21 protein-coding genes and 1 pseudogene are annotated in these 24,197 nt (G+C 61.3%); 9 read left to right on the forward strand and 13 right to left on the reverse strand.

The window, feature by feature from the left end; translation table 11 throughout:
* The first annotated feature begins 160 nt into the window (after positions 1-160).
* The 4 genes from ACA054_RS18430 (at position 161) to ACA054_RS18445 (ending at position 4,096) form a co-directional block, all read left to right on the forward strand.
* On the forward strand, positions 161-1,525 hold the full coding sequence (locus tag ACA054_RS18430; RefSeq protein WP_497685531.1) for a glutamine synthetase family protein: 1,365 nt from the start codon (positions 161-163) through the stop codon (positions 1,523-1,525).
* A gap of 160 nt (positions 1,526-1,685) precedes the next feature.
* Positions 1,686-2,972 carry an NAD(P)/FAD-dependent oxidoreductase gene (locus ACA054_RS18435; protein ID WP_497685532.1) on the forward strand — a complete coding sequence of 429 codons (1,287 nt, stop codon included), beginning with the start codon at positions 1,686-1,688 and terminating at the stop codon, positions 2,970-2,972.
* A 214-nt stretch (positions 2,973-3,186) separates the two neighbouring features.
* Positions 3,187-3,624: a hypothetical protein gene (locus ACA054_RS18440; RefSeq protein ID WP_497685533.1), complete on the forward strand. Its 438-nt coding sequence runs from the start codon at positions 3,187-3,189 to the stop codon at positions 3,622-3,624.
* A 40-nt stretch (positions 3,625-3,664) separates the two neighbouring features.
* A complete protein-coding gene (locus ACA054_RS18445; protein WP_497685534.1) occupies positions 3,665-4,096 on the forward strand; it encodes a PaaI family thioesterase in 432 nt (143 codons plus the stop codon).
* Between the two features lies 1 nt (position 4,097).
* Here the strand turns inward: ACA054_RS18445 and ACA054_RS18450 are convergent.
* Positions 4,098-4,307, reverse strand: a pseudogene (locus ACA054_RS18450) (DeoR/GlpR family DNA-binding transcription regulator); the annotation flags it as partial.
* 418 nt (positions 4,308-4,725) lie between these two features.
* Between ACA054_RS18450 and napE the strand changes: the two are divergent.
* Genes napE through ACA054_RS18475 form a run of 5 tightly spaced genes read left to right on the forward strand, consistent with a single transcriptional unit; the run spans position 4,726 to position 8,802 of the window.
* A complete protein-coding gene (napE, locus tag ACA054_RS18455; protein ID WP_497685535.1) occupies positions 4,726-4,893 on the forward strand; it encodes a periplasmic nitrate reductase, NapE protein in 168 nt (55 codons plus the stop codon).
* A gap of 32 nt (positions 4,894-4,925) precedes the next feature.
* Entirely contained in the window at positions 4,926-5,186 is a 261-nt protein-coding gene (locus ACA054_RS18460; RefSeq protein ID WP_497685536.1) for a chaperone NapD, read from the forward strand.
* Entirely contained in the window at positions 5,183-7,687 is a 2,505-nt protein-coding gene (napA, locus tag ACA054_RS18465) for a nitrate reductase catalytic subunit NapA (protein WP_497685537.1), read from the forward strand. Before ACA054_RS18460 ends, napA begins: the two co-directional genes overlap by 4 nt.
* An 11-nt stretch (positions 7,688-7,698) precedes the next feature.
* Complete coding sequence (locus tag ACA054_RS18470; protein WP_497685538.1) at positions 7,699-8,196, forward strand: nitrate reductase cytochrome c-type subunit; 498 nt, start codon at positions 7,699-7,701, stop codon at positions 8,194-8,196.
* A 9-nt stretch (positions 8,197-8,205) separates the two neighbouring features.
* Positions 8,206-8,802 carry a cytochrome c3 family protein gene (locus ACA054_RS18475; protein WP_497685539.1) on the forward strand — a complete coding sequence of 199 codons (597 nt, stop codon included), beginning with the start codon at positions 8,206-8,208 and terminating at the stop codon, positions 8,800-8,802.
* A gap of 4 nt (positions 8,803-8,806) precedes the next feature.
* On the opposite strand, the gene ACA054_RS18480 is transcribed toward ACA054_RS18475, so the two are convergent.
* The 12 genes from ACA054_RS18480 to tli1a (ACA054_RS18535) form a co-directional block, all read right to left on the reverse strand.
* Positions 8,807-9,475 (reverse strand): ATPase, encoded by a 669-nt coding sequence (locus tag ACA054_RS18480; RefSeq protein ID WP_497685540.1) that lies wholly within the window; start codon positions 9,473-9,475, stop codon positions 8,807-8,809.
* 108 nt (positions 9,476-9,583) lie between these two features.
* Positions 9,584-10,771, reverse strand: a complete 1,188-nt coding sequence (locus ACA054_RS18485) for an OmpA family protein (protein WP_497685541.1) — start codon at positions 10,769-10,771, stop codon at positions 9,584-9,586.
* Between the two features lie 15 nt (positions 10,772-10,786).
* Positions 10,787-11,236 (reverse strand): type VI secretion system baseplate subunit TssE, encoded by a 450-nt coding sequence (gene tssE / locus ACA054_RS18490; protein ID WP_497685542.1) that lies wholly within the window; start codon positions 11,234-11,236, stop codon positions 10,787-10,789.
* 3 nt (positions 11,237-11,239) lie between these two features.
* Entirely contained in the window at positions 11,240-11,776 is a 537-nt protein-coding gene (tssJ, locus tag ACA054_RS18495; protein ID WP_497685543.1) for a type VI secretion system lipoprotein TssJ, read from the reverse strand.
* Entirely contained in the window at positions 11,757-12,854 is a 1,098-nt protein-coding gene (gene tssG, locus ACA054_RS18500) for a type VI secretion system baseplate subunit TssG (RefSeq protein ID WP_497685544.1), read from the reverse strand. Before tssG ends, tssJ begins: the two co-directional genes overlap by 20 nt.
* Entirely contained in the window at positions 12,818-14,587 is a 1,770-nt protein-coding gene (tssF, locus tag ACA054_RS18505; RefSeq protein ID WP_497685545.1) for a type VI secretion system baseplate subunit TssF, read from the reverse strand. Before tssF ends, tssG begins: the two co-directional genes overlap by 37 nt.
* Positions 14,588-14,611: 24 nt before the next feature.
* Positions 14,612-16,198, reverse strand: a complete 1,587-nt coding sequence (gene tssA / locus ACA054_RS18510) for a type VI secretion system protein TssA (protein ID WP_497685546.1) — start codon at positions 16,196-16,198, stop codon at positions 14,612-14,614.
* Positions 16,195-19,557 carry an ImcF-related family protein gene (locus ACA054_RS18515; protein ID WP_497685547.1) on the reverse strand — a complete coding sequence of 1,121 codons (3,363 nt, stop codon included), beginning with the start codon at positions 19,555-19,557 and terminating at the stop codon, positions 16,195-16,197. The genes tssA and ACA054_RS18515 overlap by 4 nt, the downstream gene beginning before the upstream one ends.
* Positions 19,541-20,716, reverse strand: a complete 1,176-nt coding sequence (locus tag ACA054_RS18520; RefSeq protein WP_497685548.1) for a KPHS_23130 family T6SS system protein — start codon at positions 20,714-20,716, stop codon at positions 19,541-19,543. Before ACA054_RS18520 ends, ACA054_RS18515 begins: the two co-directional genes overlap by 17 nt.
* Before the next feature lie 115 nt (positions 20,717-20,831).
* Positions 20,832-21,347 carry a Tli1a family immunity protein gene (tli1a, locus tag ACA054_RS18525; protein WP_497690333.1) on the reverse strand — a complete coding sequence of 172 codons (516 nt, stop codon included), beginning with the start codon at positions 21,345-21,347 and terminating at the stop codon, positions 20,832-20,834.
* Positions 21,348-21,390: 43 nt separating this feature from the next.
* Complete coding sequence (locus ACA054_RS18530; RefSeq protein WP_497685549.1) at positions 21,391-23,703, reverse strand: T6SS phospholipase effector Tle1-like catalytic domain-containing protein; 2,313 nt, start codon at positions 23,701-23,703, stop codon at positions 21,391-21,393.
* The gene (gene tli1a, locus ACA054_RS18535; RefSeq protein WP_497690334.1) at positions 23,691-24,176 is read right to left on the reverse strand and encodes a Tli1a family immunity protein; all 486 of its coding nucleotides are present in this window, start codon (positions 24,174-24,176) and stop codon (positions 23,691-23,693) included. The genes ACA054_RS18530 and tli1a (ACA054_RS18535) overlap by 13 nt, the downstream gene beginning before the upstream one ends.
* Between the last annotated feature and the right edge of the window lie 21 nt (positions 24,177-24,197).

The raw sequence follows: 24,197 nt of genomic DNA on the forward strand, positions 1-24,197 counted from the left end.
CACGCCCGCCGGATAGCACCCTGCTCGCCTGATTGCGTCCACGACGCGTCGAGCACCCTCCTTTTTTGCTATCGCTGCCAGCCCGCCGCGGATCTTTATCCGTCGTCGTGTCGTGGCCTGAATCCGTGCGTCCGCGGGACGCCAACGTGAGTGACCAACAATGAAATTCGCAGCCCTTGAAGACGCCCAATGCTTTTTGGCGAACAACCCCGATATCGACATGATCGAGCTGTTCATTCTCGACGCCAACGGCGTACCACGCGGCAAGCTGTTGCACCGTGAGGAACTGCTGGCGGTGTATGAAAGCGGTCGCCCGCTGCCCAGCACCATTCTCGGCCTGACCTTGCAAGGCGATGACGTCGAGAACTCCGGGCTGGTCTGGGATGTGGGCGACATCGACTGTCGCGCCTATCCGCTCGAAGGCAGTCTGGTGCGTTTGCCGTGGCGGCAGATTCCGACGGCGGCGGTGCAAGTCAGCATGCACCCGCAAGAAGGCATGCCGGCGAGCATCGCTGACCCGCGTCACCTGCTGATCAAGGTCATCGAGCGTTTGCAAGCCGAGGGTTACCACCCGGTGATGGCGTGCGAGCTGGAGTTCTATTTGCTGGACGCCAAGCGCGACCACCACGGTCGCCCGCAACCGGCGCTGGACGCTGACGGCGGTCGACCGCGACACACTCAGGTCTATGGCCTGCGTGAGCTGGAGCAGATCGAACCCTTCCTCGCCGACCTCTATGCCGCGTGCAAACTCCATGGCATTCCGGCGCGCACGGCGATTTCCGAGTACGCCCCAGGGCAAGTGGAAATCACCCTGGAACACGGCGATGCCTTGCAAGCGATGGATCAGGCCGTGCGTTACAAACGACTGGTGAAAGCCGTGGCCCACAAGCACGGGATGCAGGCGACGTTCATGGCCAAACCCTTCGATCATCTGGCAGGCACCGGCATGCACATGCACGTCAGCATCGCCGATGCCGAAGGCCGCAACCTGTTCGCGTCCGAAGACCCGGCCGGCACCCCGCTGCTGCGCACGGCCATCGGCGGCATGCTGGCGTCCCTGCTCGATTCGCTGTTGCTGTTCTGCCCCAACGCCAACTCCTACCGGCGTTTCCAGGCCAACAGCTATGCGCCGCTGGCCCCGACCTGGGGCGTCGACAACCGCACCGTCAGCCTGCGTGTTCCCGGTGGCCCGGCCAACAGCCGCCACATCGAACACCGCATCTGCGGTGCCGACGCCAACCCCTACCTGGCAGCGGCGGCGATCCTGGCCGGCATCCATCGCGGCATCAGCGAGAACCTCGATCCGGGCGAACCGGTGCAAGGCAACGGCTACGCGCAGGCCACGCAATTGCTGCCGACCGACTGGCTGACGTCACTGACGGCGCTGGAAAATTCGGTGTGGGCGCGGGATGCGTTGGGGCAGGAATTTCTTGGGGTGTATCTGGCAGTCAAGCGTGCGGAGTATCGGCAGTTCATGACGGAAGTGGGTGAGCAGGACTGGCGCTGGTATTTGACTCAGGCGTGAGCCACCCGGTCGACCATACGCATTCCCACTGTAGGAGCGAGGCTTGCCCGCGAAGGCGGTGTGTCATTAAACATTGATGTTGGCTGACACACCGCCTTCGCGGGCAAGCCTCGCTCCTACAACGGTTCGCGCTACTCCCCTTTTTTGCCTGGACATTGACATGACTTCCCAACGCTGCAATTCCTACTACACCGCCACCCTCAACCACGAAACGGACTACCCAACCCTGCAAGGCCAACACCGCGTCGACGTAGTAATCATCGGCGGCGGTTTCACCGGCGTCGCCACGGCGGTCGAGCTGGCGGAGAAAGGCCTGAAAGTCGCCATCGTCGAAAGCCACAAGATCGGCTGGGGCGCCACCGGGCGCAACGGCGGCCAAGTCACCGGAAGCCTCTCGGGTGACGAAGCGATGCGCAAACAGATGCGCCGCACTATCGGTGATGAAGTCGACGATTTCATCTGGCACCTGCGCTGGCGCGGGCACCAGATCATCGAGCAACGGGTGGCGAAATACGGCATCGCCTGCGACCTCAAGCACGGTCACCTGCATGCGGCGTACAAACCGGGCCACATGGTCGGTTTGCGCAAGGACTACGACGAAGCGGTGCGCCGTGGCATGGGCGACGACGTCAGCCTGCTCGACCGCAGCCAGGTACGCGACCTGCTGCAAAGCGACCTTTACCACGGTGCGATCAAGAACACCCGCAACATGCACCTGCACCCACTCAACCTGTGCATCGGCGAAGCGCGGGCGGCGGAAAGTCTGGGGGCGCTGATCTTCGAAAACAGCGAAGTGCTGGAGATCATTCACGGTGACAACCCCGGCGTTCGCACCGCCCACGGCCGCATCGATGCCGAACAGGTGCTGCTGGCCGGTGACGTCTACCACAAACTGGAACCGGGCAAGCTCAAGGGCAAGATCTTCCCGGCAATGGGCGGCATCGTTACCACCGCGCCACTGGGGGACCTGGCCAAACAGATCAACCCTGAAGACCTCGCCGTCTACGACTGCCGCTTCGTGCTCGACTACTACCGCCTGACCGCCGACGGACGTCTACTGTTCGGTGGCGGCGCCAACTACAACGGCAAGGATTCGCGCGACATCGCCGCAGAATTGCGCCCGTGCATCGAGCATACGTTCCCGGCACTCAAAGGCGTGGCCATCGATTACCAGTGGAGCTGCGCGATGGGCATCGTGATCAACCGCATCCCGCAACTGGGCAAACTCTCGGACAACGTCTGGTACTGTCAGGGCTACTCCGGGCACGGCATTGCCACTACCCACATCATGGGCGAAATCATGGGCCGCGCGATCACCGGGCAGCTTGAAAAGTTTGATACCTTCGCCGCCTGCCACCACATCCGCGTGCCGATGGGCGACCTGCTCGGCAACCCGATGCTGGCCGCTGGCATGTGGTACTACCAGATGCTTGAGCGACTGCGCTGAGTAGCTCGCCCTCCGGACATGGCGGCCGAACATTCACCAGATATCCACCCTGTTACTTCTGACAGTAGACAGCTAAAAATTCAACAGTTAGTTTAATTTCACTAACTGCCGAACAGCTTCTCAGAAGAAGTGTGGGGTGTAGATATCCCTCAGTGAATCAGGCCAGGACGGTGTCAGCCACGTAGTGCCCTGCCATATCGAATGGATCGCAGACATGGACATGTATTACTGGCTCGCACTCGTTAGTTATGCACTGGCTTTTCTGATCATCGTGGCGTATTCATTCATTTACTTGAAGCGTTCTGACTTCCTGCCCTATCACGGCATCGCCATTGCTCGCACGTGGGATGAGGTCGACTCGCGTATGCAGTTGCTGATCATGGCACTGATCAAGGTGGCCGGGTGGGCCTGGCTGGCTGTGGCCTTCGCTGGCTTCGTGTTGTTGTACCTGCTTTTTTCGCGCAATGCGGGGTTTGCACAACTGATCATATTTCAAGTGTTCTGCCTGATTGCAGTCACGCCCCCCATAGCCGTCGCCATTTATGTACACCAAAAAACGGATGCGCCAACCCCGATTCGCAGCGGCTCTTTAGTCGTGTTTCTAACGTTATCGGGATTCACGTTCGCATTGCTATCCGGCCATTACGCCTAGCTTTCCAGGCCTCCCTCGCACACCATGAAGGTAACGAACCATGAACCTCGACTCATTGTTCTGGAAAGTCGTTAAAGGTGATCTTCCCTTGCCAAATGCAGCCGCATTACTGGGATGGAAATTCATCAGACACGATGAACACAAGAATAAGGCCTATGTCGAATTTGATGCTCCCACCTCGCTGACCAATCCAATGGGAAACATTCAGGGGGGTATGCTTTCAGCCATGCTGGATGACTGCATGGGGCCAGCGGTATACGCGAACCTGTCTGCTAACCAAGTCGCCATCACGGTCGAGGCAAAAACCCAATTCTTCCGCCCTGCTTCGCCGGGACGCATTATCGGATGGGGCCGCATTGATCACGCAACTAGCAAGTTATGCTTCACTTCGGGTCAACTTACCAATGAAGCCCACGAAGTTCTGGCGCGTGCGACAGCCATTTACCAAATCGTCAATCGTCGTGAGCCGTGAATCAAGAATCCGCTTGCACCACCTCGATTCCCAACTGGCGGTAATCCACGACATTACCCAACGCCACTTGACGCTCGGTGATCAGCGTGTGCAGGCGTTCGCAAGACGCCACCACGAACGGTTCCACCGCGCCCAGTTTGTCCGCCGTGTTGACTGCAATGATCTGGGTCGCGCTGTAAGGCATCGCCTGTTTCACCGGCACCTCATCGAAAAATGTCCGACGGCAGCAACCGAGCCAGCTATCAATTCTTTCGATCTTTCAAATCACCAAGCCGAATTTTTTATTTGCGCCCGACCTGTTCAAGATGAGCGCCATCACCCCTGTCTCGGATGGAAACGACATGAATCTAAATTTCGCCTTTGCCTGCATGATCGTGGTTTCGTTCACCATCGCGTTGGTGCACACCTGATCGCGATAATGCGCACCCCGCTTTTCTTCCTGTATCGAACGGTGCCAGAAGGCCCGTTCTCGCTTTTTGTAACTCAACGCTGTAATGACTCGAAGCGTTATATCCGTTTATCTCGTGACAATACGTTCATGCCACCGCCGGTCGATAAAAGCTGCGGTAACTAAACCCTTCAAAACACCGTGATCTAGTCTGAGTGCAAGTTCGGCTGGAGAGCACTCCATGTCATTGACTGAAGAGCAAAAACCGCAGCGACGCAAGGAAATGCGCCTGTTTCTGTTTCTCGTCATTTGCCTTTTTCCGTTGCTATCCGTGGCGATTGTCGGCGGCTACGGCTTCATTATCTGGTTTTTCCAGATGCTCTACGGCCCTCCCGGGCCGCCCAACTAAAAGCCCTCGATTAGAGCCTGTTGGAGTCAACCATGGACGAAGCCCTGCATATAGCCAGCCTTGTGGTACTTGCCCGACCTGAACTGTTCGACGCCGTCAAAGCCAACCTGCGTCTATTGGACGGTGTGGAATTACATCAGGAAAGTGCCGCCGGGAAACTGGTGGTAGTCCTTGAGGCGGTGCACGAAAACCAGATCCTGCAACGCATCGATCAAATCAACAATCTGCCGGGCGTACTCAACGCTGCGCTGATCTATCACGAAATTCTCGATTCCGCGGGAGACATCGAATGAGCATGTCGCGCCGAGCATTCGTCAAGGCCCAGGCCGCCGCCATAGCAGCCTCCGCGGCCGGCCTGCCGATATTCACCACGGCCAGCAACCTGGTCACCGAAGCGGACATGGTCACCCTGGACTGGAACAAGGCGCCCTGCCGTTTCTGCGGCACCGGTTGCAGTGTGATGGTCGCGACCCGTGACAACCGGGTGGTCGCCACCCACGGCGACGTCAAGGCCGAAGTAAATCGCGGGTTGAACTGCGTGAAGGGCTATTTTCTTTCCAAGATCATGTACGGCGTTGACCGTCTGACTCAGCCACTGCTGCGCATGACAAACGGTCAGTACGATAAGCAGGGCGAGTTCCAGCCGATCAGTTGGGACAAAGCCTTCGACATCATGGAAGAAAAATTCAAGCAGGCGCTGAAAAACAAGGGTCCAGAATCGGTCGGCATGTTCGGTTCGGGACAATGGACGGTATGGGAAGGCTATGCCGCCAACAAGCTGATGAAGGCCGGCTTTCGCAGCAACAACATCGACCCCAATGCCCGTCATTGCATGGCCTCGGCGGTGATGGGATTCATGCGCACCTTTGGCATGGATGAGCCGATGGGTTGCTACGACGACATCGAAGCCACCGACGCCTTTGTGCTGTGGGGCTCGAACATGGCGGAGATGCATCCGATCCTGTGGAGCCGGGTCACCGACCGACGCCTGAGCTATCCGCACGTGAAAGTTGCAGTGTTGTCGACCTTCGAACACCGCAGCTTCGAACTGGCCGACATCCCCATGGTGTTCAAGCCGCAAACCGACCTGTTGATTCTCAACTACATCGCCAACCACATCATTGAAAGTGGCGCGGTCAATCAGGATTTCATCAGCAAGCACACGCGCTTCGCCAAGGGCGCCGACGATATCGGCTACGGCTTGCGTGCGGATGATCCGCTGGAAAAACAGGCGAAGAATGCCGACAAGGCCAATACCTGGACGGACATGTCCTTCGAGCAGTTCGCCGCGTTCGTCAAACCCTACACCCTGGAACGCACCGCCAAGGAAACCGGGGTGGCGCCTGAACGCCTCAAGGCCCTGGCCGAACTTTATGCCGATCCCAAGTGTAAGGTCGTGTCGTTCTGGACCATGGGCTTCAACCAGCACACCCGCGGGGTGTGGGCCAACAACCTGATCTACAACATCCATTTGCTCACGGGCAAAATCAGCGAACCGGGCAACAGCCCTTTCTCGTTGACCGGCCAGCCGTCGGCCTGTGGCACCGCTCGTGAGGTCGGGACGTTCTCCCACCGCCTGCCCGCCGACATGGTGGTGACCAACCCCAAGCACCGCGCCACCGCGGAAAAAATCTGGAAGTTGCCCGCCGGCACCATCCAGGAGAAAGTCGGCTTTCATGCGGTACAACAAAGCCGCATGCTCAAGGACGGTGTGCTCAACGTCTACTGGACCCAGGCCAGCAACAACATGCAGGCCGGGCCCAACATCATGCAGGAAGTCTTGCCGGGCTGGCGCAACCCGGAAAACTTCGTGATCGTCTCGGATGTCTACCCCACCGTTTCCGCCCAGGCCGCCGACCTGATCCTGCCCAGCGCGATGTGGGTAGAAAAGGAAGGCGCCTTCGGCAACGCCGAGCGCCGCACGCAGTTCTGGCATCAGTTGGTCAGCGCACCGGGGGACGCCAAGTCCGATTTATGGCAATTGGTGGAGTTTTCCAAGCGCTTCACCACGGATGAAACCTGGCCCGCGGAGTTACTGGCCAAGGCACCGGAGTACAAAGGCAAAACCCTGTTCGAGGTGTTGTACAAGAACGGCCAGGTCGACGAGTTTCCGGTCGAGCAAATCGAGACCGGCTACAAGAACGATGAAGCCAAGGCCTTTGGTTTCTACCTGCAAAAGGGTTTGTTCGAAGAGTACGCACGGTTTGGTCGCGGACATGGCCATGACCTGGCGGCCTTCGATCGTTACCACAGCGAACGCGGCCTGCGCTGGCCGGTGGTTGACGGCAAGGAAACCCGCTGGCGTTATCGCGAGGGGTTCGACCCCTACGTGGAAACGGGCAGCGAAGTGCAGTTTTACGGCTACCCGGACAAGAAGGCGATCATCTTCGCCCTGCCCTACGAGCCACCGGCCGAAGCCCCTGACGCCGAATACCCGTTCTGGCTGAGCACCGGCCGGGTCCTTGAACATTGGCATACGGGCACCATGACCCAACGGGTCGATGAACTGTACAAAGCCGTGCCGGACGCGCTGGTCTACATGCACCCCGAGGACGCCAGGGCCATGAAGGCACGCCGTGGCAGTGAGGTGAAGCTGATCAGCCGCCGCGGGGAAATCCGTGCCCGCATCGAAACCCGCGGGCGCAACAAACCGCCACGCGGCCTGGTGTTCGTGCCGTTTTTCGATGCCAACAAGCTGATCAACAAGGTCACGCTCGACGCCACCGACCCGATCTCCAAGCAGACCGACTACAAGAAATGCGCCATCCGCATCGAGTTGATCAGCGTGGCTTGAGGAGAACCGCCATGACTTTTCGCATCCTGCCGTTGTTCCTGCTCGCCGTGATGGGCGCCGTGATGGGTGCCGCGATCGCCGCCGAGTTTGATTACCCCCTGGATGCGCCGGGCCCGGACGGACGCCGGCCCGGCGGTACCCTGACGCAAAACGCGCCCGCGCCGCCGATAGCCGACGACGAAAACAAGGACCTCAAACGCGAGCGCAACTACCCTGACCAGCCGCCGACCATTCCCCACAGCATTCGCGGCTATCAGATCGACAAGAACGGCAATAAGTGCCTGTCCTGCCACAGCCGGGCCAACAGTCCCCGCAGCCAGGCGACGATGATCAGCATCACCCACTACATGGACCGCGACGGCCAGGCGCTGGCGGCTGTCTCACCGCGTCGCTACTTCTGCAACCAGTGCCATGTGCCGCAAAAAGATGTGCTGCCGCTGGTGGGCAACAGCTTCGAGACCATCGACAAAATCCTGCAAGACGACGCCAACGCCGCGCAGAAACCTTGAGGAGGCGCCATGAAAGCACTGTTCGCCCTGCTTAAAGACTACTGGGGCATCCTGTGTCGGCCGAGTGTTTATTTCAGTCTGGGGTTTCTGACGCTGGGAGGTTTTATCGCCGGGATCATTTTCTGGGGTGGTTTCAACACCGCCCTGGAGCTGACGAACACCGAGAAGTTCTGCGTTTCCTGCCACGAGATGCGCGACAACGTGTTTGTCGAACTGCAGGACACCATCCACTACACCAACCGCTCGGGTGTGCGCGCGAGCTGCCCGGACTGCCACGTGCCCCATGAATGGACCCACAAGATCGCGCGCAAGATGCAGGCATCGAAGGAAGTCTGGGGCAAGCTTTTCGGCACCATCGACACCCGCGACAAATTCCTCAACCTGCGCCGTGAACTCGCGGAACATGAATGGGCCAGGCTCAAGGCCAACGACTCGCGCGAATGCCGCAACTGCCACAACTTCGAGTTCATGGACTTTACCCGCCAGGGCAAACGGGCGGCGGCCATGCATTCAACGTCACTGGCCAAGGGCGAGGCCACCTGCATCGACTGCCACAAGGGCATTGCGCACAGGCTACCGGATATGAGCGGCGTTAAAGGCTGGTAGTTGTTCAGTTGCTCGCGACATGATCCACATGGCTGGCCGTCACCAGTGTCTTCAACGACGCATCGAACTGTTTCAACGCGTTCACTTGCAACTCGGTCTGCTGATTGATCTGCGCGGCAATCTGCGGCGCGGCTTTGCCATGCACCCACACCGAGGGCATCTGCTGGGCACGCGAACCTTCAGCCTGGCCGATGTATTGCAGGTTCGAATCGTAGAATTTGGCCACAAACCGCGCCTCGACCTGATTGTTGCGTTTCGACACCAGGCGACTGTAGCTGTCGAGCATCACCACCACGTCCGGATGAGCCTGAACCGCCGCATCGAGACTGTCGTAAACGGTCACCGCTGCGAATTGTTTCTGCAACGACCCCATCAACCAGCCAATCGCCCGCTGCGGATCGGAGCTGTCGACGAACGCCTGGCTGATCCGTGAATCCAATCCGGGGTTCTGCGCACCCTTCACCGCCACGGCGTGGTAGCTCTCAAGGTATTGCTGGGTGTTGAGGGTGTTTTCGCTGTAGAGCACCGCCACCCTTTGCGTGTGTTGCAAAGGGACGGCGCTGTCGGCAATAGGCAGGAAACGGCAGGCCGCATCAGCAGCAATGGCCGGTGCGGTGGCAGCCACGCCAGCGCTGAACAGGGTGACAAAAGCCAGCAGGGTCGAGATTCTCATCGCGCTTAATCCTTCAATGGCGAGATTGGTATGGCGCTATCTTCCTCCCTTGGCAGAAAAACTGAACTTGCATTCTTTAATGATGGATATCGAGCAAATGAATGGTTGCTATGACGGCACCTGCTCGCTCGGTTTCCCGCAGGCTCCCACTTGAGGCACCAACTGGATATCGACACGACGGTTGGCCGCACGCCCGGCCTCGTTGTCGTTGCTGGCGATTGGCTGGCTGTCGGCAAAGCCCTGAACCGCGAAGCAACTGTCGGGGATATCCCCCATCCGTTGCATCCAGCCCCGCACGGCCGAAGCGCGAGCGTGGGACAGCTGCAAATTTTGCTCGGCATTGCCCTTGGCATCGCTGTGCCCGGCGATGACGATCAACCAGTCAGGTTGGGCCTTGATGTCGACCAGGGCGCTGATCAAGACCTTGGTCGAGCCGGGCTTGAGTTCGGCGCTGCCGGGGGCGAACAGGGACAGGCTGTCCAGACGTACGGGCTCGGGCGCCATTGGTGGCGCCTGGAAGACACTGGTGAGGCGATTCACGCCATCCTTTTCCGGGCTCGCCAGCCAAGCCGTCCAGAAGGCACCCGTGGCCAAGGTGATCGTCGCGGCGGCGGCGAACAGCCAAGGGCCAAGCCGATGCGCCTTTTTCTGTTGATCGCGAGCCAGCACTACAGGCATCGGCGGCGTCGGCAGGAGCACCACCGGCATTACTTGGGGCGGTTGCGGCAGTCTCGTCGACAACGCCACCGGGTCGAACAACGAGTGGGTCTGCGCGTGGGACTGCGCCAGTCTTTGCAGCAGGCTGTCGACTTGCTGACGCAGGGCTTGCAATGAGCCCGGCGGATTCTGCGCCTGTCGATCCAGTCGTGCGTCCAGGCGTTCCAGCCCAGCGCCCAGCTGGGCGATCGCAGGCAGACTCCAGGGTTGCAGCGCCAGGCTGCGCAACAGGGGCTGCAGGCACGCGAACAGCCAGGCCAGGATTTCCATGCGCGCCGGCTCCATCGCCGGCCACAGGGTTGTCCATTCGCAGACCAGTGCCTCGATCAGCGCGATCCCCTGAGCCATGCCCTCCAGGCCGTGGAGGTGACTACGGGCCAGTGCGAAAGCAGCGGCCGTTTGCAACTCCGCCCCGTTGCGCTGGAACAACGCCAGGCACAACTGCTCCACCTTGGCCCAATCCACATCCGGGCAGGCCGGATGACTCAGTCTGGTCAACTCTTCACGCAGCGCCTTGAACTCACTGAAGGCTCTCGGATCGCCGCCGAGCCTGATTCGCATCTCAAACAACGCTGTCATCGCGCATTCCTTGTGTTAAACAATTCCCGACATCGACAGATAGTGCTGCCGCTTCAAGTGACGCACCAGGACATTGCCCCCTGGCGTCAGTGTGGTGCCGAAGGTCACTCGTCGACCCCCTTTGAGTTGCACCTCGAGGCTGTACTCCAGATGACCCGGTCGGGTCTGGGGCAACAGCTCGATGCCAATCGTGGCCACGCGCGGCTCGTACTTGGCCAAGGTGTCAGCCATGGCGCTCATCAGTCCATGCGCCGATCCGGGCAGGCCCTGCAGAATCTGGCCCATGTCCGGCAGGCCATAATCGGGCAGATGGTCGAGCGCGCCGGCCCGGCTGTTGAGGATGCGCCGCAGGTTGTCCAGCACCGACAGCGTGCACTGATCCTCTTCGGCGACCTGGTGCAGATCCAGTTCGCCGTCGAAATTCTGCAGGAGTGTCTCGTACAACGAGGGATTGAGATCGCTCATCCGTCACTCCTTGGCCATGGGGCGCAGGGTCAGGCGGTTGTCCCCCAGTTCGATTACCCGCACCCGGTCCGGGTCGAGGTCATCGCGGGTCAGTGTCAGGCGCCAGGTATCGGCTCGGCTATCGAACTCACGGAATAATGCGACCACGGCGACGTAGCGTGCCTGCTTGTCCAGGGGGATGTTCAGTTGCGCGCCCTCGTCGGGCTTGACCACCAGGGTTCGCTTGTCCAGCAGGTCGGCACTCAGCACCTGCTCGTCGTGGTTGAGCAAGCTGTCGTAATTCGCCCTTTCCAGCGCCTTGCGCTCACGCAGTTGATAAACCCGCACCAGGGTCGGCAGGGATAACGCATTCATGTCGATCCCGGCGGTGTTCAGCGCCGCGCGCCCGCTGAGGTCCAGGCGCAGGGTTTTCACCTGCTTGTAGAAGATCGCCTCTGTGGTCGAGGTCGTTGCGTCTGTCACGCTCTGGGTTACCCCGCAAGCGGCGAGCAATACACCGAACGCGGCGACCCCCAATGATTTAGAAACGGTACGCGACATGCTGTATCTCCCTGTCCCGGCGGTTGTTCTGCAGGCCTTGATAGCGGCCCAGATTGATCGTGATAGTGGTGCTTTCGCAGGCCTGCCAGGCATCACTGCCCAGGCCCAGCACCGCGGTCATGCCCAGCAACACCTGCGCTCGTCCCAACAGCGGTTGCGGCAGGCTGTGCAGGGGCAACGACAGCTGCAGCGTTGCCGTGCAACGCCAGCCCAGGTACACGCGCAGCAGTACCAACAAATCGTTGTACAACTGGCCACCCGGGAGCCAGCCTCGGGCCTCGTCCCGGTCTTCGGTGAGCAGCGCCAGATGCAGCTGACTGTTGGCGTCGTAGCCGACACAGCCCAGGGGAGTGCCCTGGGACAGCCGCACCGGATGCTCGACGGACAAGCTCGCCGGCTGCGCCAGCAGCACTTTCTGCGGCCAGTGTGGAGTCACTTGTGTTCGGGTTTCGGGAGCCAGCAGCTTCACCAGCGCAGCGATGCCTTCGGCGTTGCGGGTGGGCAGGCGCATCACGCTGAGCAAGGCGAGGAAGCGCGATATCGGCGTGGCGACCTGCCTGGCCGTTCCGGGAATGCCCAGGCCGATCAGGCCCAACAGGCATTGCGAGGTCGCATCCGTACCACCGGTTTCGAAGGTGGCCGGATAGGAGTACTTGCGCCATATCCGGTAGAACTGGGTAAAGATCCGGTGGTTGAAAATATCGAGGAAGGCTTCAAGTGCCTCGTGCCCCTCGCGTCGCTGGGCGATATCGTCCAGAAAAGCCGTCGGCAACGGCGAGTCCACGCCATACAGACCCAACAGGCGCGTGCGCACCGTGGCCGGACGCCAAGGGTGTTCATCGTCGGTTTCAATCGCCTTCAATTCACCGGCGGGAAAGCCCATGCCGGGGTCTGGCCGAAAGCGTACCGGGTCATCCGCAGGCGACGTGGTGCTGCCCAGTGGCGGTTGATCGGGCAGCGCCTGTTCGAGCAACTGGCAGAAGCGATACAGATGGGCCTCGGCCACCTGCCCCTGCAGTGCATCGAGTAAACCGCTGGCTTTCAGCCGGGAATACGCTGACTGTGGTTCTCGTTCCATCGCAGGCACTTTCCAGTAGGTTGCAGGATCAGCGTGAGCTGGTTGTAGAGGTGGATGTCGGCGTACAGGGCGAAGAAGCGATTGAGCATTTCGCCGAACAGGCTGATGTCGCCCTCACCACTAAAGCCGTTGGCGTCCAGGGTGACTTCGATGTCCACCCCGCGCAGCAGAAAGCCTCTTTCGAAGCGCTGCACCAGGTGGTGGCCGACCTCGACAATCGCCGCCAGGCGACGTCGGTTCAGCTCACTGCCCGTCCAGTCGTACAACGCCAGCGTGCCGCGCAGCACTTCGGCGTTGTCGAGCATCGGCAGGAAGTTCGACCCGAGATGGCTCAGCACCCGCCAGTGGAAGCGGTCGCGGTTGGGCGGGTAGCACGGCAAGGTCGGCGCACACAGGTTGCGCACTCGCAAGTCGACCTCGATCGATTGCACCGGCGTATCGAGCAAGGTGCCTTGCAGTGCCTTGCGCGGCAGCTGGCCGTGGGTGCCGGTCAAGCGCAGCGACAGGCTTTCGTTGGTGTCCAGCCGATCCTGATCGAAACCTTCGCCGCCCAGGATCAGCCAGGTGTCATGCAGGCCATTGGGGCCACGCTTGAGTCGTGTATGGAAATAACGCTCCGGCGCTTCGTCACGCAACATGCCGCCCTTGTGACGAAAGCTGCTGAACGGCACGTATTCGTGGCGCACGGCACTCTTTGACGCAGTGACCCGATCCACCGAGTAAATCTCCGTATGACCGTCCTGCAAGCGCATGGGGCGAAGCAGGTAGTCGGTTTGCAAGGGCGCCAGGGTCATTGGGTCGGACTCCAGCGTGAACAGATTGATCACCGGCACGCAATGCAGGCGAATGTGCTCGGCGCTCGGCGTGAACGCTTGGGGCAACGGCTCGCGCAGCACCACCTCGAGTTCGAACCAGGGGGTATTCGGTGCCAGCTCCAGGTGCTCGAGCCCGCAGAGGGTCACGAACATGAATTTCTCGCGAAAGGTGAAATACTCCAGCAGCAACTGATAGCCGCTGAAGGCACTGTCGCCCTTGGGCCACAGGCGGTCCTCGTCGCCGAACCCCTTTGGCGAAAAATAACCCTCGAGCAGAGAGCGGCCCGCTTGGTCAGGCAGGCGTACATATAAGGCTTGAGCGTTCAGGGTCAGCGCCTGATGCAGCGCACTGGCCAGCGCGGCATCGGCATTGAGGTACAACGGCAGGCGGCTCAGGTCGATCTCGCTGCAGTCGACCATTGCCCCGCAGGCGAAGCGCAGTCGCAACAGCGAGCGACCGTCCGGTTCATAAGCCACCTGCACCGTTTCCAGCGCCAGCGGCTGTAATGTCAGGTCTTGGGTAGTGGTGTAGCGGCAACGGGTACGCAGCGGCCCGATGGGTTGCGACAGAACTTCGAAGCCGCTGGCGATCCGCTCGCTGCGCTTCATCTGCGTGAGCTCGGGCGTCAGTTCGACAATCGAGAGCGACGGGATGGTGCGCAGATAATGTGGCCAGAGCAAGCTGACCAGGCCTTCGGTCAGCTCCGGCAGGTCATCGTCGAGCTTTTCGCGCAACCGCCCCATCAGGAAGGCAAACCCTTCAAACAGGCGCTCCACATACGGGTCACGCGCGCCCGACTTGTCCAGGTTCAGCTGGGCCGCCCGGTCCGGAAAGGCCTCTGCGAACTCCTTGCCAGCCTCACGCAGGTAGCGCATTTCGGCGTCGAAATACTGCAGTGTCAGATTGTCGATGCTCAAAGAAAGAATCCTGATAAATGAGATTTAGCCACAGAGCACTGCGGCACGTACCGGGTCGACAGCCACCAGCGCTGCCAGCAGCGCCTCCATCCGCCGGGTCAGGCCGGGTTTGTCCGCGTCATTGCGTTGAGCCTTCAAGCGCAACAGCTTGAGCAGGCGCGCCTTGACCTCGAAACTCAGCTCGGATTCCCATTCGGCCAACCCATGACGTTGTCCGCTGGCATCCAGTTCGCCCAGTAAGTGAATGGCCAGTTCGCTCCTGCCGTATTGCTCGGCCACCCGGGCCATCAGCAGGCGCAACAACCAGCGTTGGCGACCGTTATGGATGCCCGGGCGCGCGGCCAGCCAGGCCAGTGAGTGCTCGACGCCGTCGCTGTCGGCCTGGGCCAGGGCCTCGCCTTCCAGTGACAGGATCTCGGGGTCCGCGGCCGTCGCGGCAACGGGCGCCGCCGGCAGCCATTGCTGAGGGCGATTGCCACAGACGTGCTGGCTGATCCACTCGCGGGTGGTCTCGTCCGCCAAGGGCGATCCATCGTTCCAACACAATGCCTCCAGCCCCGGCAATCGCTCGAGGAACATGCCCAGGTCGCGCTTGGCAATGTCGGCCCAACTGTCCTGTGGCGCAGGCTGCTTGCTCAGCGCCTGGTAGAGGTACCACTGCAAATCCAGCCAGAAATGGTTGACGCCCTCGGCGTAGATCCGCTCCACCAGATCCAACAGTTCACTGAAGCTCTGTTGCAGGTGCAGGCGCTTGAGTTGTGCCCGGTATTCGCCGCGGGGTGGCGTCAGGCGCGTCTTGCCGCTGGCGTCCTGGAGCGGTGCTTCATGCACGGTGTCCCAGCGCAGGCTTTTCATCAGGCGATGGGCCGCCAGCCACCCTTGGGGCTGCTCGCGCAGATAGCCGGCCAGCGCTCGACCGCTGTCCAGCAGGTCGCGCCCGGATTTGATGGTTGTCGCGTCGGGGGCGGCCGTACGCGTGTTCGCCTCGTGGCGGGCGCTGTTCTGCGGTACCAGCGCGTCGACCCCGCCGGATTGCGCCAGCCGCGCAGACAACGCGGCATATAGCGCGCCGAGGGCGGGACGCTGGTCCTGGGGCCAGGCAGCCAGCCCGCGCTCCAGCCAGGCCAGCGCCGCCACCGTGCGCTCAGCCTCGTCCTTGACCACCTCCGGATACCGCGACAGGGTGTCGAGCACCTTGCTGCTCGCCAGCCACTCCAGCGCCATCTTGCGGCTGTGGGGACGCGCGGGCAGCACCTGGACGGCATAACGTTCCAGCAAAGCGGCCAACAGGTTCAGACCGTCGGCCAACCCCGCTTCGCCATCCCGGTGCAAGCGTGCCCAGATGTAATAAGTGACCACCCGCAGATCCTTGCACGATCCGGCAAGCAGCGACTGCGCCAGTTGAATGACCTGTTCGATATCGGCCCCGGACAGTTTGTTGACCTCCTCACGCATGCGCTGGAAGTCATCGTCGCAGGCCGGGTCTTCCCCTGCTGGCAAGTCCGCGCTGATCGGCTGCAACCAGGATTGCCAGTGCCCAGCCTGCGCCCGGGCAAGGCCCAAGGCATCGCGCTCCCCCAGGCAACGTTCGATCAATCGGTCCAGGCTCATTCAAACCTCCCGTTCAGTGCATAGGGCACGGCTTTTTCGTCCTTGCCCAAAAAAATCTGCGTCGGCAACTTGAAACCCCGCAGCTTGAGCAACGCCATCGGCCCCGCCCCCAACTCGGTGCGCAGGTACCAGGTCAGGCCGATGCCATCGGGCGCCTTGAGCACCAGGCGAAAACGGCTGTCGCCATCGTCCAGCGGCGTGACCTGGGCTTGTTCCAGCAGGCGGATCAGGCCCCAGGTGCCCGGGTAGTCGCCGAACAGCCGTTCGTTGGCCCGCACGCTGGTCCAGGTCAGGCTCGCGCCGGGGTATTGGCTGCGACCGGGCCAGTTGAAGCGCTGCCAGCTTTCCTTCTGGTTGAAGTACTCGTGTTTTTCACCATTGAGGGTGAAGGTGGTTTGCACCACGTCGCGCACCGGTTTGCCTTGCAGTTCGAAGCTCAGGCCCATGCCGCCGTCGGTGAACAGCACGTCGGCCAGGTGACTGAGCTGGTTGATCGCAGTGATAAACTGCGGGTTGAAGCGCAGGCCCTGACTGTGTTGCGTGTCGGCCACCCAGCGGCTGCCTTCCTTGCGCAGCAAGCCGCCCAATTCGCGTTGCAGGAATTGCTCGAGGCGCCCGGAGTCGGCGCGGATCATCTGCCCGAGCATCGGCAGCGAGGCGTCGCTGGCAGTCGCAGCGAAGGGAAAACGACCGGTGAACGCTTGCTGCCATTCGTTGACGATCGCCCGTTGCCACTGGCGGTTGAGGCTACTGGCCGAGGGTTGCAGGACGCGCTGCCAGGCTTGCTCCAGCGGCTGCACGAACAGGGTCTGGCCGATGCCGCCCCACTCCGCGCCGAGGCTGGCGGCGAGTTGGCTGCCGTAGGCGCGGGTGTCGGTGAGGTCGATGCTCTTGCCCTGGAACACCGTCTGCGCCAGGGTCTGGGTCATGTCCTGCGGGTCGGCGGCGTGGTTCACCTGCTGCAGGGTCAGGCGGGTGCGCGTGACCTGGTTGAGGAACGCCTGCAGGCTCAGGCGCTCGCGATCGTCCTGGCCTTCGGGGGTTTTGCCGAGCAGGGCCAGCAGCGGGCCGAAGGTGGCGTCCAGGGGGCTTTTGGGTCCCAGTTGTTCAATTAACGGCACAGGGGCTTGGGCGATCAGCTTTTGCGCCGAGCTGATCAGCGAGTCGGCTAACGCCTGGGTGCGTGTGCCGGCTTGCCCCTGGTAGGCCAGGGTGTTCATCAGGGCGATCAGCGGCGACTGGCGCACGTCGCTCATCAGGGTCAACTGGTCGATCACCTCGCCCAGGCTGTTGGCCGGCTGCCAGCGCAGGTGGTTGAGGAATTTCAGCCAGGCGCTGGCGTAGTCCTGGAAGTAGCGCCGGGTCAAGCGTTCGCGCAGCATTTCCGGGGTCAGCTCGGCGTCGATGTCGCCCGGCCGATCGCTGAGCACCCAGTCGATTTCCTCGCGCCGCGCCTCGGCGATGGCATCGATCGCCGGCCGCACCTGGCCCTCCCAGGCCTGGCGGGTAAACACCCCCGGCACGCTGGCCGTGCTGACGAACAGCGCCCGCGCTTCGGTGTCGCCGACCATCTGTGCCAGGTTCAACGCCGGGTAATGATTGGCCGAGGCATCGAGCACCTGGCGGTACAGGCTGGCTTCGGCATTGCGCTGGCCCAACTGGCCGAGCAGCAGCTGGCGGACCTGAGCCACCAGCTTCGGGTCGGCCGCGATGCGCCACTCCGGGTGCGCCACCAGTTGCTCGCCATAGAACTGCCAGAGCATCGGCGACAGACCGTGCCACAGCCCCGGCGAGACACCGCCGGCGCTCGGTTCGAGCGTGCCCAGGGTCTTGACCAGAAAGCTTGCATCGGCTTTTTCCGGGCGCGCCAGCATCAGGTAGGCCTTGAGTTGTTCGTAGGCCTGGGGTGCGCGCTTGAGGCGTTCGGGGCTGTCGGCGGGTAACTTGATCAGGGCAGTAAGCTGCTGTTGCAGGCTGGCCACGGCAGGGTCGCGCAGCAATCGCTGGTTGGCCTCGAGGTAGCGCGGCCATAGCAGTGCCAGCAGCGGCTCGTTCTGGTTCAGGCCGAAGCGCTGGTACCAGGGCGTGCCGTGGGCGGCGCGGTAATCCAGGCGTCCCAGCTCGCGGGTCAGGTCATTCAGGGCGAGGAATTGTTCGTCACTGTTGGACGATTGTTGCAAGGTCGCCAGCGACGACTGCACCTGGGCGATAAGCACGCGGTTGCTGACGAAAGACAGCAACATGCCGGCGCCCCAGACCAGTGCCAGGGCGAGCATCAAGGCCTGTGCGATGCGGGTCGCGGGCCAGCCGAGGCGACGGGCGTGCGACTTTTTATCGCCGAGTACGCCCTCCCACACTGGCGCTATCGACCAGAAGTGACTGCGGTTATTGGGATCCGGCGACACCTCCGGTAACGGCAGGCTGAACCACAACCCGCGCAACGGCACGCTCCCGGCCAACTCGTCGAGCAACGGTGCCAGCGCCTGACGCCAGCGGGGAATGCCCTCGACCTGCAGATCGCGGGACAGGCGCAGCAAAAAGTCATGCTGCATCTGCTCACCCATCTGCTCCAGACCCTCCTGGCGCAAGGGCTCGAGCAATTGCTGCAGACGACTTTCCAGCTCCACCGCGGTGAAGCCGGCGGGCAACGCGCAACCCACCGGCTGTGTCTGACGCGTGTGCTGCTCCCACACAGTGTCGCAGACCTGCCACAGGTGCAGCGGCAACTGCCAATGCAGCGCCCGCGCCAGATCGCACAGGCGCCTTACGTTTTCGCCCAGCACTGCGGCGTCGGTGGTCTGCGCCTTGTTCAAGGCCCAGACCACGCCATCGAAGGGACGCCAGCGGCTCAAACCCTGCCATTGGCTGAACAGGGTTGGCGCCTGCACGCTGCCGCCGCAGAGCAGCACGGTGTCCTGTGCATGCAGGAAGTACCGTGTGGTCAGGCCGGGGGCGATGGCTTCGATCTGTTCGGGTTCGCCGACGACCAAAAGCAGGCGCACCTTGAGGCGCCAGAAGGGGCCATAGTGCTTGCGCAAATCTGCGAGTGCCTTTGCGCACTCGTCTGGCGGACTAGTCTCGGTGTTCGGCAAGGGCAGCAGAGGCTGAGTGCCCATCACCAGCTTGTGAATTCCTTTCTTCAGGACCAACCAGATTGAGACTGCCAGACTGAACAGCAGTGCCCAGCACGTCAGACCTTTGAGCAGCAGATCCACCCACATGGCTTGGCTGACAGGGCCGCGCCCTGTCAAAAACCACCAGACCACGCCACCCACCGTGACCACTACGGCCACGACCAGCGCCAGCAACAGCGCCGTCGGCCAGGAAGATATTTTTGGAGCTTCAGCTATCTGCATCATCGGATTCCACAATGCCAAGGGCCAGGGTGTGTTGAGGGTCATTCGCCAACCAGGCACAAGGCACGCCATGCTGCTCGGCATACCAGGCAGCCAAGGTCTGCACGACCATGGCCTCCAGGTTCTGCAGCGCACCAAAGTTGGCGTCTTGCAGGTGTTGGCGGGTGTTCCAATCCATGTCGGACAGCTGCGGCACGTCGGGTTGAGAGAACGACACGCATACCGGGGCGGAAGACTTCAGCTCGCTCTGTTGCGACGCTCGCTCGGCTACCGACGCCAGGCTCTCGGCATCAGCCGCGAACCACTCCCCGCGAGACAAGCGCACCCGACCTCGTGGAGCGAGCAACCACAACACGGCAGCCTCGCCCGCGGGCATGTGGCTCTGTGCACCGGGCGGCGAAGAGTGGCAACCGGCACAAAGAATGCGGAGATCCCAGGGTGCCCCATGCAGCCGATCAATGATCGCGTCAAGGCTCTGCATGCCTTGCCAAGGCTCGGGTTGTTCGGGCAACTGGATTTGCGGACAGCACTGCGTCATCTGTTCGACAAAGGCTTGCCAGGCGTCCAATGAACCTTGCCAGTAACAACACACTGGCTGCACCACGTCGGGTTCCGTACGCTGCTCGTTCCACTGCAGGGCGAGCAACGTCGCCAGATGCCGTTCGCGCTCGGCGACATCGCGTCCAAGTACCTGGAGCAGTCGAATCGCCGGGCCCTCGGCCGTCTCCTCTGGCACTGGGGGTTGATGCTCAGGACTGAACAGGCTTTGTCGATGTTCGGGGGAACTGCAGGCGGCGCCCAACAGCACCGATTCGATCAACCCGACTTTCTGGCGATGGTGGGTCCACCAGGTGTGCTGAATCTGTGCAACTGCCTCGGCATACCACTTCGCGTTAAGGCAACCGAAACGGTAGAACAACACCCGCAACAGCAATACGAGCAGCCACAGCACTGCCACACCAACCATCACACCCCAGACGGTGAGAAAGTACAGTAAATTTCGGAAGAGACTCACCCAGTCACCCCGTCCAACGTCGTACGAATCCACCAGACCGGCACCACCAAACACCAAGCTCAGCAGCACTGCGCCACTAACCAGCCACTGCGAGTAATTGGGGGATCGCGCCTGCGGATATGGCGCGTACTCGGGAGCCACTTTCATGAGGCCACCAAAATGTCGGCGTACTGCAACTGACGTAGCAGCGGCGATCTTTGTTTAGTGCATGGTTCTGTCATCTGGCTGGCTGCAGTGCAGCCCATTCGCCTTTCGGCGTATTTCACTTCGGACATGACTGTGGCTCCGGTAAATGCAACGGGGTCTTGATCGGGTATTCGGGGCTGCCGTAGGCGTAGCAGGAGGTGGTAACTTGCAGTTCTTCGCAGGGCAGGAAATGCACGGTGAGGCCGCAGACTTTTTGGTCGGTGTAGTCAGGGACTGGTACGACTTTTCTGTGTTGGCGTTTTTGTGCGTCGATCTGTTTTTCCCATGCCAAGTATTTCGGCCAGTCGGCATAACCTGGAAAGTTATCCGCGTAAGCCACTCCCGTCTCCCAATCGACACGCACCGTCATCCCCGGTTGCCAGCCCTGTGGTGCGATATAGCAACAGCCGCCTCCGCCACCTTGATAAGGCCCGATGATGTCGATGCCCGAACGGCCATCGACACTGAAATGGTTGATCGCCCAGTGCGTGTGGTTGATGGCTTCAAGGGTGCTGGCATGAGCCTGTTGTGCCAGCAGGATGCCGACCAGAGCTCCGACGAAGATGGCCCGTTCGCGCCATGGGCTACGCATGATCCCGGCTTCGCAGCCCTGTGCTGCGCCCCGAACAACAGGTTCAGGCCGACGCATTCTTCACCTCATCTGCCTGGGCATAAAATGCCTTCCATAGCGCATCGATGTCTTGCATGGCCTGGGCCAGGTGCTCGGCGTCCAGCACCACAGGTTGCGCGACGCCGGCAGGCCCGGCATTCGGGTTGGTGCGCGCCAGCACTTCACCGTTCTCGCCATACAGCGCCAGGTCGCGACGGCCGGCCTCGCCGAAAAACACCATGCGTTCGCCGAAGTAACTGCCGAACGGCTCACGTCTCAATGTGTACATAAACCAGGCGCGGGAATCGTGGACCTGATCGTCGAACAGCGCCCGCAGCAGCCCTTCGGGGTGCGTGGCGTTGCGGCTTTCGTCGACATTGCCGCGCCGGGTTTCATTTTGGTGATTGATTTCGCGCAACGGTGGCGGAAAAAGCTGGCTGACCCTGCTCCGCCCCGCCGCCTTCATACGTGCGCGTTCGGCCCGCACTACTTCGGTGAAGGGATGAATCTGCGCACCGAACGCCAACAGTGCCACGCGAACCACCACATCGACCGGAAGAACGGGTCTCCGGTAATCCGCCGCAAACTCCTCGGCGGCTTCGCGCAACTGGGTTTGTGCCATGTCGGCATCGAAATCCTTGACACCAGGCTCCAGCGGCATGTTCGGTTCGCGGCTGAGAAACTCGCGAGCCCGCTGCTGCTTGCGCCGTTTTACGACCTCTGCCTGATTCTGGTCGCGCTTTTCTTCGGCGCGCGCTTTGACCCCTTTGTCAGCTTCAAGGTCGCTCGCCTGAAGATAGAATGGGGTGTGCTTGAGGCTAGCGAAGGCATAACGGTCGATGCGCCAGGCGGTGATCCAGCTCATCTGATTGCGCAGGACCTGTTCCAGGTAAGTGGTGGCGGGAGTTGGCTGGTAATGGTCAACCTGTTCAGCGGGCAGCGGTTGAAGATCGGTGGGTAGACCAAGAGTGACTTCGCGCCAGGCATTGAAACGGTTTACCAATGTTGGCGCCGCGATAAACTCTCGTAACAGTTCGGGCTCCATCGCCCGCCAGCGGTCTCGGTTAACCGCCTCTGGCAGAACTTCTTCTGGCACTTTCAAAGGTGCGCCATTGGCAAAGGCATCGGCATACAGATCGTTCAAGGCAATCTGCGACAGCAATAGACTGTCTCCAACCCGAGGGTCCGTACTGACAGCCTTACCCTGTTCACCCGGCGGATATCCCCCTCCCTGATCCGAGTGCACGCCCGGATAAATCACCTCCAGGCTATTTACCGGGTAACCACCCTTCTCCCGGCGAATGGATTCCAACGGAAAACTCAACCGTTGCTCGTGACTGGCAACGATGTGCAGGCAACGCTTGACCAGACTGCTGGCGGGCAGTTCCTGGTTGCCATCGGCCCAACTCATATGGCCGTTGGCCCCTGGTACGATATCGGCCAGACCGACCGAGGCCACGGTGTCCAGCAGCCCCAGGTACTCGACGCTGATGGGCAGCCGCAAATCGGACAGGCGCAACGCCAGCACCGGCTCGGATCGGGTCAACAGCTGGTTCAACCAGCTGACAAAGGCCCGCGCCGCTGATGCGCCACGGGAAAAACCATAGACGTACAACTTGATTCCCAAGAGCTTGACCTGGCCGGGTTGCGGTTGGGTCAAGGCGATGCGCAGCGGTTTCTCCAGGGCCCAAAGCTGCCTGTTGAGTTCGCGGCTGCGGGTGGCATAACCGTCCATCGACTCCACACCCGCCCAGGTCCCCATGGCCTTAACCGCTTTGAGCAGGGCCGTGTTGTCCAGCCGCGGCAGCCCCAGTGTGCGGCGCAGGGCATCGAGGATCATCAACAGGCCCCAGTTGATCCGTTCCTCGCCATACCAGGCCCCCCCCAGCCCCAGAATGCTGTAGTCCAGGTCGCCGACTTCAGTGAACGGCGTGCCCACACCGGGCATGTAGTACTTGAAGTACTGGCCGTTGCCGGTACCCGCCGCATCAGTCAAACCCTTGGCCTCGGTGCTGTGGGCGGTGCCGCCGGCATGGCCGTCGCCTATGCTGGCGCGGAACATCCGGGCGATATTGGTCGGGTGCCGAGGATTCGACAGGTAGAGGTCGTTGTTGAGGTTATTGCCGGTGCCGTCGAAAAACAGGCTGATGTGCAACGTCTTGCAGCACGGCGGCATAAGCCGGCGCCCGGCCGCCACGCACAGGGCATCGTGATACTGCGACTCCAGCTGACACTGGCGCTGATTATTTTGATAGACCTGCGCAGCGCTGCGAGGCAAACGGCCCTCAACCGGAAACGCTGGCGGGTACCACATAGAAGCGTGTTTCACTTCGGACATGACTGGGGCTCCGGCAATTGCAGTGGGGTTTTGATCGGGTATTCAGGGCTGCCGTAGGCGTAGCAGGAGGTGGTGGCTTGCAGTTCATCGCAGGGCAGGAAGTGCACGGTGAGGCCGCAGACTTTTTGGTCGGTGTAGTCAGGGACAGGAACGTCTTTGCTGTGTTGGCGTTTTTGCGCATCGATTTTGTCGATCCAGGCTAAATACTTCAGCCAATCACCAGTGCCGGGGTAACCCGCAGAGCTTCCAGCGCCCGTCTCCCAATCAACACTTACAGTCATCCCCGCTTGCCAACGTGCCGGCGCGATATAGCAACAACCGCCCCCGCCGCCCTGGAAAGGCCCGATAATGTCGATCCCCGGACGCCCATCGACACTGAAATGATTGATGGCCCAGTGGGTGTGGTTGATGGCTTCAAGGGTGCCAGCCTGAATGTTCTGCGCGAATACCGCGGCATTAAGACCGAAGAGCATGGCAACGATTACTTTGCTTAC

The organism is Pseudomonas sp. LBUM1653, from assembly GCF_059716115.1.